Annotated in this window: 14 protein-coding genes; 11 read left to right on the top strand and 3 right to left on the bottom strand. The window is 37.9% G+C overall.

What is annotated here, in order from left to right:
• The first annotated feature begins 7 nt into the window (after positions 1–7).
• A complete protein-coding gene (lipM, locus tag LDX58_RS19350) occupies positions 8–844 on the top strand; it encodes an octanoyltransferase LipM (protein WP_227938558.1) in 837 nt (278 codons plus the stop codon).
• Positions 845–866: 22 nt separating this feature from the next.
• On the opposite strand, the gene dat is transcribed toward lipM, so the two are convergent.
• Entirely contained in the window at positions 867–1,706 is an 840-nt protein-coding gene (dat, locus tag LDX58_RS19345) for a D-amino-acid transaminase (RefSeq protein ID WP_227938511.1), read from the bottom strand.
• 449 nt (positions 1,707–2,155) lie between these two features.
• Here dat and LDX58_RS19340 point away from each other — a divergent pair, with 449 nt between their 5' ends.
• The 4 genes from LDX58_RS19340 (at position 2,156) to LDX58_RS19325 (ending at position 7,567) form a co-directional block, all read left to right on the top strand.
• Positions 2,156–4,711: a vitamin B12-dependent ribonucleotide reductase gene (locus LDX58_RS19340; protein ID WP_227938509.1), complete on the top strand. Its 2,556-nt coding sequence runs from the start codon at positions 2,156–2,158 to the stop codon at positions 4,709–4,711.
• A gap of 206 nt (positions 4,712–4,917) precedes the next feature.
• Positions 4,918–5,949: a spore photoproduct lyase gene (splB, locus tag LDX58_RS19335; protein WP_227938507.1), complete on the top strand. Its 1,032-nt coding sequence runs from the start codon at positions 4,918–4,920 to the stop codon at positions 5,947–5,949.
• Between the two features lie 160 nt (positions 5,950–6,109).
• Positions 6,110–6,532, top strand: a complete 423-nt coding sequence (mntR, locus tag LDX58_RS19330) for a transcriptional regulator MntR (RefSeq protein ID WP_227938506.1) — start codon at positions 6,110–6,112, stop codon at positions 6,530–6,532.
• A gap of 138 nt (positions 6,533–6,670) precedes the next feature.
• Positions 6,671–7,567 (top strand): patatin-like phospholipase family protein, encoded by an 897-nt coding sequence (locus LDX58_RS19325; RefSeq protein WP_227938503.1) that lies wholly within the window; start codon positions 6,671–6,673, stop codon positions 7,565–7,567.
• Between the two features lie 519 nt (positions 7,568–8,086).
• Here the strand turns inward: LDX58_RS19325 and LDX58_RS19320 are convergent.
• Positions 8,087–8,500 carry an SA1362 family protein gene (locus LDX58_RS19320; RefSeq protein WP_227938501.1) on the bottom strand — a complete coding sequence of 138 codons (414 nt, stop codon included), beginning with the start codon at positions 8,498–8,500 and terminating at the stop codon, positions 8,087–8,089.
• 193 nt (positions 8,501–8,693) lie between these two features.
• Positions 8,694–9,017, bottom strand: a complete 324-nt coding sequence (locus LDX58_RS26300) for a DUF1385 domain-containing protein (protein ID WP_227938499.1) — start codon at positions 9,015–9,017, stop codon at positions 8,694–8,696.
• Positions 9,018–9,325: 308 nt separating this feature from the next.
• On the opposite strand from LDX58_RS26300, the gene LDX58_RS19310 reads away from it, so the two are divergent.
• The 6 genes from LDX58_RS19310 (at position 9,326) to spoIIIAB (ending at position 13,675) form a co-directional block, all read left to right on the top strand.
• Complete coding sequence (locus LDX58_RS19310) at positions 9,326–9,814, top strand: YqhR family membrane protein (protein WP_372459252.1); 489 nt, start codon at positions 9,326–9,328, stop codon at positions 9,812–9,814.
• A 157-nt stretch (positions 9,815–9,971) separates the two neighbouring features.
• Positions 9,972–11,042: a M24 family metallopeptidase gene (locus tag LDX58_RS19305; protein WP_227938497.1), complete on the top strand. Its 1,071-nt coding sequence runs from the start codon at positions 9,972–9,974 to the stop codon at positions 11,040–11,042.
• A 92-nt stretch (positions 11,043–11,134) separates the two neighbouring features.
• On the top strand, positions 11,135–11,692 hold the full coding sequence (gene efp / locus LDX58_RS19300) for an elongation factor P (protein WP_227938494.1): 558 nt from the start codon (positions 11,135–11,137) through the stop codon (positions 11,690–11,692).
• Positions 11,693–11,935: 243 nt separating this feature from the next.
• Entirely contained in the window at positions 11,936–12,217 is a 282-nt protein-coding gene (locus LDX58_RS19295) for a YqhV family protein (protein WP_227938492.1), read from the top strand.
• A 16-nt stretch (positions 12,218–12,233) separates the two neighbouring features.
• On the top strand, positions 12,234–13,166 hold the full coding sequence (spoIIIAA, locus tag LDX58_RS19290; protein ID WP_227938490.1) for a stage III sporulation protein AA: 933 nt from the start codon (positions 12,234–12,236) through the stop codon (positions 13,164–13,166).
• The gene (spoIIIAB, locus tag LDX58_RS19285) at positions 13,163–13,675 is read left to right on the top strand and encodes a stage III sporulation protein SpoIIIAB (RefSeq protein ID WP_227938488.1); all 513 of its coding nucleotides are present in this window, start codon (positions 13,163–13,165) and stop codon (positions 13,673–13,675) included. Before spoIIIAA ends, spoIIIAB begins: the two co-directional genes overlap by 4 nt.
• Positions 13,676–13,693 lie beyond the last annotated feature (18 nt).

The raw sequence follows: 13,693 nt of genomic DNA, 5'->3' as shown, positions 1-13,693 counted from the left end.
GCGGTGTATAATGAAGGAAACGTGGCGTTTTATTGACTCAGGTGATTGTTCTCCGGCTTATAATATGGCTTTGGATGAAGCGTTACTTGATTGGCACAGCAAGAGATTAATTCCGCCAACGATTCGGTTTTATAGTTGGAATCCGGCAACTTTATCAATTGGGTATTTTCAAAAAGTTGAAAAAGAAGTTAATCTTGAAAAGGTTCAAGAGTACGGTTTAGGTTTTGTACGTAGACCTACAGGTGGTCGTGGGGTTTTACATGATAAAGAGCTAACGTATAGTGTAATTGTTTCTGAAGATCATCCGGAAATGCCTGCAACGGTAACTGAGGCCTATCGCGTAATTTCACAAGGCATTTTAGAAGGATTTAAAGATGTAGGCCTTGATGCTTATTTTTCTATTCCAAGAACAGACGAAGAGAAAAATGCGTTGAAAAATCCCCGATCGGCTGTTTGTTTTGATGCTCCTTCCTGGTATGAACTTGTTGTCGAAGGGAGGAAAGTCGCTGGAAGTGCTCAAACAAGACAAAAAGGCGTCATTTTACAGCATGGATCGATCATTTTAGATATTGACGAGGATAAACTTTTTGACTTGTTTAAGTATTCTAGTGATCGACTAAGAGAGCGAATGCAAAAGAATTTTAAAAATAAAGCAGTTGCGATTAATGCTTTACGAAAGGAACCTTTATCGATCGATGAAGCTAAAAAGGCTTTTAAAAGAGGTTTTGAAAGAGGGCTTAACATTGAATTAGAGCCTTATACCCTAACTGATGAAGAAGAAAAAGTAGTTAATGAAATCGTGAAAAGCCGGTATGAAAATCATGAATGGAACTTTAGAAAATAATCAAAGAGAAGTTTCTCTTTGATTATTTTCTAGGTAGAATAGCTTTGAACTTAGTTTGTAGGTCTTTTGTCACGGGACCTACTTCAAATGTCGTAGCAAGTTGTCCTTTAACAGATATGATAGGAGTAATTTCTACGGAAGTGCTTGTAATAAATGCTTCGTCTGCATGTTCTAGTACTTCAACAGGGAATGGTTCTTCAACAACGGAATAATTGTGTTTTGTCGCAACATCAATTAGTAGTTGTCTTGTAATACCATTTAAGATCAGGTTCGTAGCAGGGTGAGTGTATAGAACCTGATCTTTAACTAGAAATAAGTTAGAGGATGATCCTTCAGTAATCATTCCATTTCGATGAAGAATGGCTTCATGACATTGATGGTCAGCTGCCTCTCGTTTCACCATGACATTACCTAGTAAGTTGATTGTCTTTATATCACATCGTAACCAGCGAATGTCATCTGTTAGCCAAACATTGACCCCGTTTTTTTGTGTTTCTTCAAGATTTTGAGCAGCTTGTGTAAAAGCTGTAAAAACAGCAGGTGAATTCCTTGTATATAAATGGTTTCTTGGTTCTACTCCTCGAGTAATTTGAAAATAGAGAAAGCCGTCAACAACCGCATTTTTATTAAGTAGCTTCATAAGGAGTTCGGTTATTTTTTCCTCTGCGTATGGAAGAGTGATATCTAACTTTTTTGCACTCGACTGAAGTCGTTTTAAATGATGATCCATGGCAAAAGGTTGTCCGTTATAAATTTTAATTACTTCATATATACCATCTCCAAAATAATAACCACGATCTTCAAAATTAATAGAAGCCTCTTTCTTCGGTAGTAGTTGTTGGTTTTGAATAATATATTCCATTGTCATTCCTCCTGCAGAATAAACTTTGCTATTTAAGGTAACTTTGTGAAAGTACGTTTCTAGAATATCATAATAAAATGAAAAGGAATGAAATTTTTTTGTCAAATGTAATGGATGTAACGACAATCTATGCTGTACCAAGGCTTTGAATTAAAAATGATTCTGGCAAGAGACAAATTGGTTCAAAATGTCGAAAAAAAGCGGATTAAAGACTAATAAACTCGTTTATACTTCTATTATTTAGCCATTTCGCAGTTGACAAAATAACTAGAAATGAATCCTGACACAATATATGGTGTATTTTAAATAAAAGTGAGCACAATATATTGAATCTGTATTGGGACTTGTGGTAAGCTTACCCAAGAATAATTTGTACATGGACGACCATTAAAAATCAACAACTAGATTGATAGTATAGATATCCATGTAATTATGAGGAGGAGAAGCGAATGGCAATGGCGTTGTCAAATGTGTTACGCATAGATGTTGAGCGTTTAAATAAGGATATCGAACTTTTTTCACAAGTGCACCCAATTACGGGGGATATGAACATTCGGAAAAAAGGAGTATCTAGGCTCGTAATGTTAGATAGATACACATTCAAAGATACGGAGAAGAAGACATTAAAGAATGGAGACTTTGTTGTTTTAACGGTTAAAGATGATCCGAAATTTCCTGCGCGTGGATATGGGTTTGTTGTCGAACTTGATCGTGAAAACAATCGTGCGAAGGTACTTATTGATGAAGACTTTAGAGGGGTTTTAGATGGCGATGAAGCAGAAAGTGGAATCGTATATCGTTCATTAGATACGATTGAAAAGCCACTTGAACTTTACTATGAGCAAATCGCAAAACGAAATGCTACTGGCTTAGCTTCTGTTGAAACAACTGAAGAGAAAAGACAAGAAGCATTTGAGCAATTTTATGAGCAACTTGTATCAATGAATTTTATTCCAGCTGGGCGTGTTCTATACGGAGCTGGAGCTGAGACGGATGTAACTTATTTCAACTGTTATGTAATGCCTTATGTTCAAGATTCAAGAGAAGGCATCTCAGAACACCGTAAGCAAGTTATGGAAATTATGAGCCGCGGTGGTGGAGTTGGTACAAATGGTTCCACTTTGAGACCTCGCAATACATTAGCTCGTGGAGTCAATGGTAAATCCTCTGGTTCTGTTTCTTGGCTTGATGATATCGCAAAATTAACGCATCTTGTTGAACAAGGTGGGTCAAGACGTGGCGCCCAAATGATCATGCTTGCGGACTGGCATCCAGATATTTTAGAATTTATTATTTCTAAAATGCAAAATCCACGTATTTTAAAATTTTTACTTGAAAATACAACAGATGAAGTCATTCAAAAGCTAGTTAAGGACAAACTTTCTTTTACTCCATTAAACGCAGTTGAAGAATCGATGTACCAAGGGATCTTGAATTACAGAGCGATCCCAGGACAAGGTGGATTCGACCAAAAGGTTATTAACGAAGCCGAAGAGAAGTTACAAGTTGGCGGAACCTATTCTGTTAACAATTCTGAATTTTTAACTGGTGCTAATATTTCAGTTTGCTTGACAAAGGAATTTATGGAAGCTGTTGAAAATGACGAAGAGTATGCCTTACGGTTCCCAGATGTTGAGAATTATAACGAAGAAGATATGGCTACTTATAATACGACTTGGCATCAAGTTGGCGATGTTCGTGAATGGAAAGCTCGTGGATTCGGTATTAGAACTTACCGTATTATTAAAGCTAAGGAGCTTTGGAATCTGATCAACATTTGTGCGACATATAGTGCAGAACCAGGGATTTTCTTTATTGATAATGCCAACGATAAAACGAATGCGAAAGCATATGGACAAAAGGTGGTCGCCACAAATCCTTGTGGAGAACAACCACTAGCACCATATTCTGTTTGTAACCTTGCAGCGATCAACTTAGCTGAAATGGCGAATAAAGATTTAAAGCAAATTGATTTTGATAAATTAACGAAAACGGTTGAAGTCGGCGTAAGAATGCAAGACAATGTCATAGATGCAACCCCTTATTTCCTAGAAGCTAATACGAAACAAGCTAAAGGTGAGCGTCGGGTAGGTCTAGGGGTCATGGGTCTTCATGATTTGTTAATTTATTGTGAGTCTGTTTATGGGTCAGAAGAAGGGAATCAACTAGTCGATCGTGTATTCGAAACGATTGCAACAACTGCGTATCGTACAAGCATCGAATTAGCAAAAGAAAAAGGAAGTTTTCCGTTTCTTGTTGGTCAAACTGATGAAGAAACGAAAGAACTTCGAAAGGCTTTTGTTAATACTGGTTATATGAGCGAGATGCCTGAGGATATTCGAGAAGGTATTTTAAAGCACGGTATTCGGAATTCTCACTTACTTACGGTCGCACCAACAGGTAGTACAGGGACGATGGTCGGAGTATCGACAGGTCTTGAGCCCTATTTCTCTTTCTCTTATTTCCGAAGTGGTCGTTTAGGTAAATTTATCGAAGTGAAAGCTGAGATTGTTCAAGAATATTTGGATGCAAACCCTCATGCAGATGAACATCAATTACCAGAGTGGTTTATTTCGACAATGGAGCTTTCACCGGAAGCCCATGCTGATGTTCAATGTATCATTCAACGCTGGGTAGATAGTTCTCTATCGAAAACGGTGAATGCGCCACGTGGTTATACGGTTGAGCAGGTTCAAGGTGTATATGAGCGACTATATAAAGGTGGAGCTAAAGGCGGTACCGTTTATGTAGATGGAAGTCGCGATGCTCAAGTTCTCTCATTAAAAGCAGAAGACAACCGTTTTGATGATGAATCATCAAAATCATCCCCATCTGAAAGCAAAGTAGTTTTAGTCAATACAGTTACTGAAGTGAGATCAACCAACGTGACAATTGGTTCAGAAGTTGGAAACACTTGTCCTGTATGTCGTGAAGGACAAGTTGAGGACATTGGTGGATGTAACACATGCACAAGCTGCGGTGCGCAGTTGAAGTGCGGTCTTTAATCTTACCGCAAATAGTCCTTTCTTAATTAATAGCAAAAAGCGCAAGGATTTTAAAACAATCCATGCGCTTTTTTTATTGTTACATGCATTTTGATTTTTTGCCTCTTTTACGACCCATAGTTAAGACTCTTAAAACATCGGCTTTTCTATTATCTGGATTGGCTTTTTTATTTCGTTGTGCACATGCTATAAAAAAAGAGAGGTGCATGTTTTTGAAATCTTTTACTCCACAATTGGTTTATATTGAACCAGGAGCATTGGAATACCCTTTGGGACGAGAACTAAAAATGAAATTTGAAAAAGAAGGTGTGGAAATTCGAGAAACCACATCGCATAATCAAGTCAGAAATATACCTGGTAATAATGAACTTCAACAATATCGTAATGCTAAATCGACCCTAGTAATTGGTGTAAGAAAAACACTTAAATTTGATACTTCAAAGCCCTCTGCAGAATATGCACTTCCACTTGCAACGGGGTGTATGGGACATTGTCATTATTGTTATTTACAAACGACTCTTGGAAATAAGCCTTATATCCGCACTTATGTAAACTTAGAAGAAATTTTCGAATCTGCCGACAAATACATTAAGGAAAGAAGCCCTAACATTACTAGGTTTGAGGCGGCTTGTACTTCTGATGTCGTTGGTATTGATCATCTAACCCATTCATTGAAAAAAACGATTGAACATATGGGGCAAACTGAGTCAGGGCGCCTGCGTTTTGTTACAAAATACCACCATGTCGATCACTTACTTGATGCTAAGCATAATGGAAACACACGATTCCGCTTTAGTGTGAATTCGGATTATGTAATTAAACAATTTGAGCCAGGTACTTCCTCCTTCTTAGAAAGAATTGAAGCAGCGGGAAAAGTGGCAAAAGCCGATTATCCGTTAGGCTTTATTGTAGCTCCACTGATCTTGCATGAAAATTGGAAGGAAGGATACTATGACCTTTTTGAACGTTTAGAGGCCATTCTTCCCTTCTATGCAAAAAAAGATTTAACATTTGAGTTAATTCAACACCGTTTCACAAAGACAGCAAAAAACATCATCCAAAAGCGTTATCCTAAATCAAAACTTGAGATGAACGAAGAAGAGCGAAAGTATAAGTGGGGGCGCTATGGACGCGGGAAATACGTCTATAAGAATGAGCAAGCTGATGAATTAAAAGAAACGATTCAAACATATATTGATCGCTTCTTTCCTGAAGCGAAAATGGAATACTTCACATAAACTTGTCTGTTGTGCATTGTCCTCTTCCTATATTCTGGTGTAAAATAAAACTGTTGCTCATTTTCAGTAACAATATTGTAAAAATAGAATACAATTACTACATCAGTTTACTTTATACGCTTTGATCACCATTGTTAATGGTAAATATGGAGGGGACACTATGCCAACACCTAGTATGGAAGATTATTTAGAAAGAATATATATGTTGATTGAGGAGAAAGGCTATGCCAGAGTATCCGATATTGCAGAGGCATTAGAAGTCCATCCTTCTTCAGTGACAAAAATGGTCCAGAAACTTGATAAAAGTGAATACTTAATATATGAACGGTACCGTGGACTAGTTCTAACAACTAAGGGTAAAAAAATTGGAAAACGCTTAGTTTATCGTCATGAGCTATTAGAAGATTTTATGAGGATTATTGGTGTTAACGATTCTCACATTTACCAAGATGTTGAAGGAATTGAACATCATCTTAGTTGGAATGCGATTGATCGAATCGGAGACCTTGTTCAGTATTTTCAAGAACAAGAAGAAAGAGTTGAAGCACTAAGAGATATTCAAAAACGTAATGAAGAAGAGTAACCGGAAACATTCGCATGCGTGATTGCGAATGTTTCTTTAGGTTGCACTCAGTGAAGGTGTAACCTAAATTTCACAAGAAAAAAGTAAGGTAGTCCCTCTCAATAGACGTCATATGGTTTAAGTGGGAGGTGATTTCAGATGATTGTAGATGGAATTTTTGCAGGTGGTGGTGTTAAAGCCTTCGCATTTGTTGGTGCCCTGCAAGTAATGGAACAAAGAGGCTTCCAATTTGATCGTTTAGCAGGAACGAGTGCTGGTGCAATTGTTGCTGCACTTATTAAAGCTGGATATACAAGTAATGAGATATTCAAGTTACTTGATGAATTAGATGTAGAATCCTTTAAAGATGAGAGAATGTCGGTGCTTCCTTTTACTATTGCTAAATGGGTGCATATGTATTATCGCCTTGGATTATACAAGGGAAATGCGCTTGAGGCATGGTTGAAGAAAGTTTTAGGAGCAAAAGGGATTAGAACATTTGGAGATTTACCGACGGGATCATTACGTATCATTGCTTCAGATTTATCAAAAGGTAAATTACTTGTTCTTCCTGATGACTTAGGAAAATATGGGTTAATACCTGAAAGATTTCCTGTAGCTAGGGCGATTCGAATGAGCTGTAGCATTCCATTTTTCTTTGAACCGGTCAAAATCTATGACCGTGGAAATGGAGGGGAAGCTTCTTATATTGTTGATGGAGGGCTTTTAAGTAATTTTCCAATGTGGTTGTTCATGGATGGTAACCTGAAAAGGTGGAAGCGGCCGGCGATTGGCTTTCACCTAAAACCAGAATTAAGTGAAATCCCACCTAAAAAAATTAAAAATGCTATTACTCTATACCGAGCGTTGTTTGAAACAATGACTTCTGCCCACGATTTGAGATATGTCGATTCAGCCGATGAGAAAAATGTCGTCTTTATTCCGGTACTGGATGTTAAAGCAACTGATTTTGAACTCTCGGACGAACAAAAGGATAATCTCGTTACAATTGGGAAAAAAGAAACCAAGCACTTTTTAAAAAACTGGAGTTATTAAAGATTTGTATAAAAAAGGACGGTCTTCCCTTTTTTATACAAATCGATGCATGAGCGGAACCGCTGCAAGGTTTTAAGCCTTTTGAGCGGTTTTCTCGAAAGGCGGGCAGCGAGTGGAGCCATGCAAAAGGTCAAGAGAAAACCTAGATAAAAAAGGACGGTCTTCCCTTTTTTATACAAATCGATGCATGAGCGGAACCGCTGCAAGGTTTTAAGCCTTTTGAGCGGTTTTCTCGAAAGGCGGGCAGCGAGTGGAGCCATGCAAAAGGTCAAGAGAAAACCTAGATAAAAAAGGACGGTCTTCCCTTTTTTATACAAATCGATGCATGAGCGGAACCGCTGCAAGGTTTTAAGCCTTTTGAGCGGTTTTCTCGAAAGGCGGGCAGCGAGTGGAGCCATGCAAAAAGGGTTAAGAGAAAACCAAGGTAAAAAAGGACGGTCTTCCCTTTTTTATACAAATCGATGCATGATTTGTTTTATATAAAGGGTTTATTCGACGAAAAAAAGAAGAACCGAGTGTTTAAAAAAATGCTCGGCTCTTCTTTTTTTGTTTCTTACCTTCAATCACTTTAAGATTATGGCCTTCACGACGTTGTTTCGTAGAAGAACGAATTGGCTTCTTTTTAGTTTGGGGTGCCGTTACCCTTTTACTTTTAAATACAGCACCTGATGGCGAAGATGCTTGGCGCTGTGTACTTGTTCGTTTGGCTTTCTTTAACTGTGCTCCACTTGGACCTGTTTGTGACGGAAATAATGGTGTTCCGTAGCGTCTAGCCATAAACCAACGATAGATAATAAAAATGACTGCGATAAACCCAATCATCATTAATATTCTCGTTAAAAAGCCAAGGGGATTAAAGAGAAGCTCGTAACCAAGCCCAATAATGGCAAAAATCAAAACAGCCGGTATGATGTACTTCATAATCGAACGCATGTATCTGCACCTCCAATATATTGACGATCAAAGGTTACACAATTTCCTTTGCTTTTGCAAAACTAGCTTTCTAAATATGCTTCACGTTTCAGCATCTCGTTAAAGGAAGTAATTGTAACAGATGATTCGAAGGTTCCTCTTTGTTGTATGGAGCTAAAGAGGGAGCCCAGGATAACCAAGCCATTTCCTAAATTTAGTTGGTTAATGGTTGTGCTTCGTAGAAAGTCCCCAAACTAAGGTATGTGAGCAATTCGATGTAATTGCTCAAAGATATTATCATAAAGACTTCAACAAGTATGGTAAACAAGATAAAACTACTCCCACATTGATAGTGTAGTCTTAATTGTTCTTGAACATGATCAATAGTTAATGGCGACTTTCGTTCATATGCATTAATCACTATATCTTCAGCCCCGTGATAATGGAAAACTCTTCGTATTAATAGGGGGAGAGTAAATGTGTATTTTAAAAGAGAGAAACTTAATGATGAACCCTTGTAATAAGCTCTGAGTAACATGATTCGGATCTTTTCTACAAATGGTTGTTATCAAACATGATGCTTTCTACGAGTGCTTGCCCACCGTAAGCGGTCTTTGGTTGATTCCTTGACATGATGACACCAACCTATCTACATTTCAGATATTATTAATTAATTCTACATGAATTTTAAAAAATCCTTCTTTGTAGGTGCTTGCTCTTGTAATCAAGTAAAAGAATCTTTTTTTTACAGTATATCCAATTTATCGGACATTCATTCTAGGTAGACAAGATAAATTTCATGAGTTTTCAAGTTTAAAAACGGACATACTAGGCGTGGAGGTGGTCATTTTGGAAAAACAACATAGTGCAAGAAATAGACAAGAAGAACAAATGTCGTACCCAATGAAAGTTGCGTTGATAGGACTATTTGGTGGTTTAATATGGTCGCTTGTTGGATACTTCACTTTTTATTTTCAATTTATTAGAGTAGGGCCTGCCCTTGCGTTGATGCCTTTTGCCTTAGGAGATTGGAAAGATACGTATATAGGTCAATTAGTTGGGGTCGCAGTCATTTCTGTTCTTTCCATTGGAATCGCTTTTTTATATAGACTTATTCTACAAAAAATTAATAAAATTTGGGTAGGAGTAGGATTTGGATTAGTCCTATGGCTTGTTGTCTTTTACCTTTTAAATCCAATATTCCCTGGGCTGAAGTCTATTCAAAATCTTGATATGAATACGATTCTTACTTCAATTTGCCTTTATGTCCTTTATGGCACATTTATTGGCTATTCTATATCTTATGAATATGCCGAACAGCAACAAAATGTGTAGGCTTCTCCTATCAAGCTTTATGCTACAATAAAAAAGTAGTGTTCCTAAACAGTAAATGAAAAGGTGCATGTGTTATAAAGCTGAAGGTCATGTGAGTGGCAGCCGTTGTGGAAAATCACAAGACCTCTTCATGCACCCATAAAGGAGAGGGTATAGGATGAGTCGAATTGAAGCAGTGCGTTCTAAGTTAAAGGAATTTGGGATTGATGGGTTACTTCTTACAAGTCCTTATAATAGACAGTATACGACCAACTTTACTGGAACGGCAGGAGTCGCGATAATCTCGGAGCAAAAGGCCATTTTCATCACCGATTTTCGCTATGTAGAGCAAGCGAAAGAGCAGGCACAAGGTTTTGAAATTGTTCAGCATACAAGTCCAATCTATTTAGAGGTAGCTAATCAAGTGGCGAAACTCGGTTTAAAAAAGGTAGGATTTGAACAATCACATCTTACATATGAAGCACATCAGATCTATGAAAAGCATGTTGAAACCGCATCGTTAATACCTGTGTCAGGTTTGGTAGAAGGTATTCGTCTCATTAAAGATGAAAAAGAAATCAAAATGATTCAAAATGCAGCTGATATTGCAGATGCAGCATTTGAATATATCATTACCTTTATTAGACCAGGTATGACAGAATTATTTGTATCAAATGAATTAGAATTTTTTATGAGAAAGCAAGGTGCTGCTAGTTCATCCTTTGATATTATCGTTGCATCAGGTTATCGTTCAGCTCTACCACATGGTGTTGCGAGTGAGAAAGTGATTGAAAAAGGGGAATTAGTCACATTAGATTTCGGTGCTTACTTAAAAGGATACTGTTCTGATATTACTAGGACAGTTGCAGTAGGAAATGTAAATGATGAATTAAAAGCTATTTACAATACGGTACTAGAAGCTCAACTTTTAGGGATGAAAGGAATAAAACCTGGTTTAACGGGAAAGGAAGCGGATGCTCTAACTCGTGAATATATCACTGAAAAAGGCTATGGCGAGTATTTTGGTCATTCTACTGGACATGGTCTAGGAATGGAAGTACATGAAGGTCCATCTCTCTCAATGAAATCTGAAACCATTCTGGAAACTGGAATGGTCGTAACCGTTGAACCAGGGATTTATATTTCTGGGGTAGGCGGTACGAGAATAGAAGACGATACTCTCCTTACAGCAGAAGGAAATAAATCTTTTACACACTCTACTAAAGAATTATTAATAATTGGTGAATAATTTTTGAGGAGAAAGTTTTTCCAAGCTGTGGTATAGTAATGACTGTGACTGATATCCAATTATATTTGGATGTAAAGATGGAGGAATAATCAATGATCTCAGTAAACGATTTTAAAACAGGCTTAACGATTGAAGTGGATAATGGACTTTGGCAAGTGATGGAATTCCAGCATGTAAAGCCAGGTAAAGGAGCTGCTTTTGTTCGTTCAAAGCTGCGTAATTTACGAACAGGTTCAGTTCAAGAAAAAACATTTCGTGCAGGTGAAAAAGTTTCAAAGGCGCATATTGAAAACCGTCGGATGGCGTACCTTTACGCAAGTGGTGATATGCATAATTTCATGGATAATGAATCGTACGAACAAATTGAATTACCAACAGCTCAAATTGAACATGAACTAAAATTCTTAAAAGAAAACATGGTCGTTCAAATTATGAGTTTCCAAGGGGAAACTCTTGGTGTAGAAGTCCCCAATACTGTTGAACTAGAAGTAACAGAGACGGAGCCTGGCATTAAAGGTGATACAGCTTCAGGTGGAACGAAGCCAGCAATATTAGAAACGGGGCTTTCAGTACAAGTTCCTTTCTTCATTAACCAAGGTGATGTTCTCATTATCGATACTCGTAACAGTTCATATGTTTCACGTGCATAGTAAAAGACAGCCAGGTTCATTGAGAGCCTGGCTGTCTTTTGTTTAATAATAAACAAAGCTCCTATCAGTACACTATGAGAGATATAAGGAAAAGTAGATTTTTAAATTTAGTTGCAAAATTGGAAATGTTAATTCATTTAATAGGACGAACTAGTGAAATTCAAACTAGCTCGTCTTTTTTGTTCTGAATAGAAATCTTCTTTCATAGGTTGTACAAAGTGACTTTTAAGTTGAGGTGGAAGTATGAAGACCTGGTTCTACACAGTTGAAATGGCGCTACTTGTAATGGTTGGTTTACGAGTCGTTTCAGGATTAATCGAACTTACCGTAGCGGGATTGATATTGAAATTTAACAGTATAGAAAAAGCTGTAGCTTTAAACGCGGTCCTTGCTATCGTTGGTCCAGCTATCTTTATTACATCAGTGGCCATTGGTTTAATTGGAATGTCAGATCGACTTTCTGCATCTAAGTTTGTTTTTATAGGAGCCGGGGTGTTGTTAATTTTAATTGGAATTAGAAAGTAAGGGGGGCGAAGGGATCATGTTACAAGATGTTGTAGCAATTTTACCAGGGGATATTCGAGAAGTACTTAAACAGTTGTCACCAATAATCCTAGAAAAAACCGAAGAAATCCGCCTCCGAGTAGGACGTCCTCTCGAAGTCATTTCAAGAGGAATACCCTATTATCCAAGTGTCAACGATCGACATTACATCGTTAAAGCTGATGATGCCAAATTTTTATTAAATCAATTGAGTCAGTATTCGATGTATGCCTTTGAAGAAGAATTACGACGTGGATTTATTACGATCAAAGGTGGACATCGAGTTGGTTTGGCGGGAAAAGTCGTTCTTGATCACGGACAAGTTAAAACATTAAGAGACATAAGCTCCTTTAACATTCGGATCGCTAGGCAAACCATTGGTGTTGCGGATCGGCTTGTCTCACAATTATATGACCAAAAATGGTTAAATACTCTTTTTATTGGTCCACCGCAAACAGGAAAGACGACAATGCTACGAGATGTAGCACGATTAATTAGTCAAGGAATGCCGAGTAAAAACATTGCGCCATTAAAAGTTGGAATTGTTGATGAACGGTCTGAGATAGCGGCAAGTATGAAGGGTGTTCCTCAGCTTGAACTAGGGTCAAGAGTAGACGTACTTGATGGATGTCCAAAGGCAGAAGGGATGATGATGCTCATTCGTTCAATGAGTCCAGATGTTATTATCGTCGATGAAATTGGAAGAGAAGAGGATGTTTTTGCGGTTCAAGAAGCTCTTCATGCCGGGGTAAAAGTAATGACAACGGCTCATGGTTACTCGCTTGAAGATATTGAACGGCGTCCCGCATTGAAATCGTTGCTTGAAATGGAAGCTTTTGAACGTTGTGTTGAATTAACAAGAACAACCCAGGCAGGTGTAATTCGTCGAATTCGAAATCAACAAAGGCGAGACGTGGTGAGAGTAAAATGAAGCTTTTAGGTGCGGTAATCATAATTCTTGCAACAACCTGGCTTGGATTTGAATTTGCTAAACGATTAAGTGAAAGGCCAAAGCAATTACGTCAATTAAAAGTTGCGATCCAGTCACTCGAAGCCGAGATCATGTATGGATTAACCCCGCTCGCCGAAGCAAGTATGCATATTGCTAAGCAAATGCCAAGGCCTATTTCTTATTTTTTTGAACGCTTCTCTGACCGGTTACTCACGAAGCAAGAAACGGCATTTGAAGCTTGGGAAGAAAGTTTAAAGGAAACCTGGAACTTAACATCTATGCTTGATAGTGAACGAGAAGTCATGATGCAATTTGGAGCAACTCTTGGGCAGCATGACCGAGAGCAGCAGCAAAAGCAGATTAAATTGACACTGGCTCACCTAGAACGTGAAGAACATGAGGCTAAAGAACGCCAACATCGTTATGAACGAATGATTAAGAGTCTAGGATTTCTTACAGGGTTGCTAATTGTCATTCTCATGCTATAGAGCAAGAGTAGGAAGTAG

The sequence above is a fragment of the Alkalihalobacillus deserti genome, from assembly GCF_020734105.1.
Classification (GTDB): Bacteria; Bacillota; Bacilli; order Bacillales; family Bacillaceae_D; genus Halalkalibacter; species Halalkalibacter deserti.
Note: the sequence above shows the minus strand (reverse complement) of the source record. Positions and strands in the feature narration are given on the sequence as shown.